The sequence below is a fragment of the Oleiphilus sp. HI0079 genome (assembly GCF_001635105.1).
The window spans coordinates 1-388 of the sequence record NZ_LWFT01000423.1 but is presented as its reverse complement, the minus strand read 5'-3'; the positions used below and the strand labels follow the sequence as shown (position 1 = coordinate 388).

1 protein-coding gene and 1 pseudogene are annotated in these 388 nt (G+C 48.5%); one reads left to right on the top strand and one right to left on the bottom strand.

The features are described from left to right. Nucleotides 1-194 (top strand): hypothetical protein (locus A3750_RS26780; protein WP_231871732.1); only part of this gene is annotated, 194 nt, incomplete at its 5' end. Here A3750_RS26780 and A3750_RS25955 read toward each other — a convergent pair. Further along, nucleotides 184-388 (bottom strand): annotated as a pseudogene (locus tag A3750_RS25955) (type II/IV secretion system protein); the annotation flags it as partial. The gene A3750_RS26780 and the pseudogene A3750_RS25955 sit on opposite strands and share 11 nt — an antisense overlap.

The window sequence follows — 388 nt, the reverse complement described above, 5'->3', positions numbered from 1 at the left end:
GGCTTGTTAGTAGACCCGATACGAGCAGTAAAAAAGCGGCAAACGTAGATTTGATAGTCAAAGGCATGCTGTATTTCTCCTTGTTGATATTCTTTTCCAGCGTGCGCACAGAGTACGCGCAGCGCAGGGAGCTCTTCAAGGAGAATTGTTCTGTATTCTGGATAGGGGCGTGGAATAGTCTGTTCAGCGACTGAGACTTGCCGGAGTGACGCGCAAAACCTCTTCGATCGTTGTCTGTCCGCTAGCGACTTTATGTGCACCGCTAAGCCGGAGCGATTGCATGCCTTCTTTAATCGCAAGTTTACGCAATTCCATGATATTGGTTTGATCATGGATGAGCGCTTTCATTTGCTCACTAAGCGGCATAACTTCGTAAACGCCTGCACGG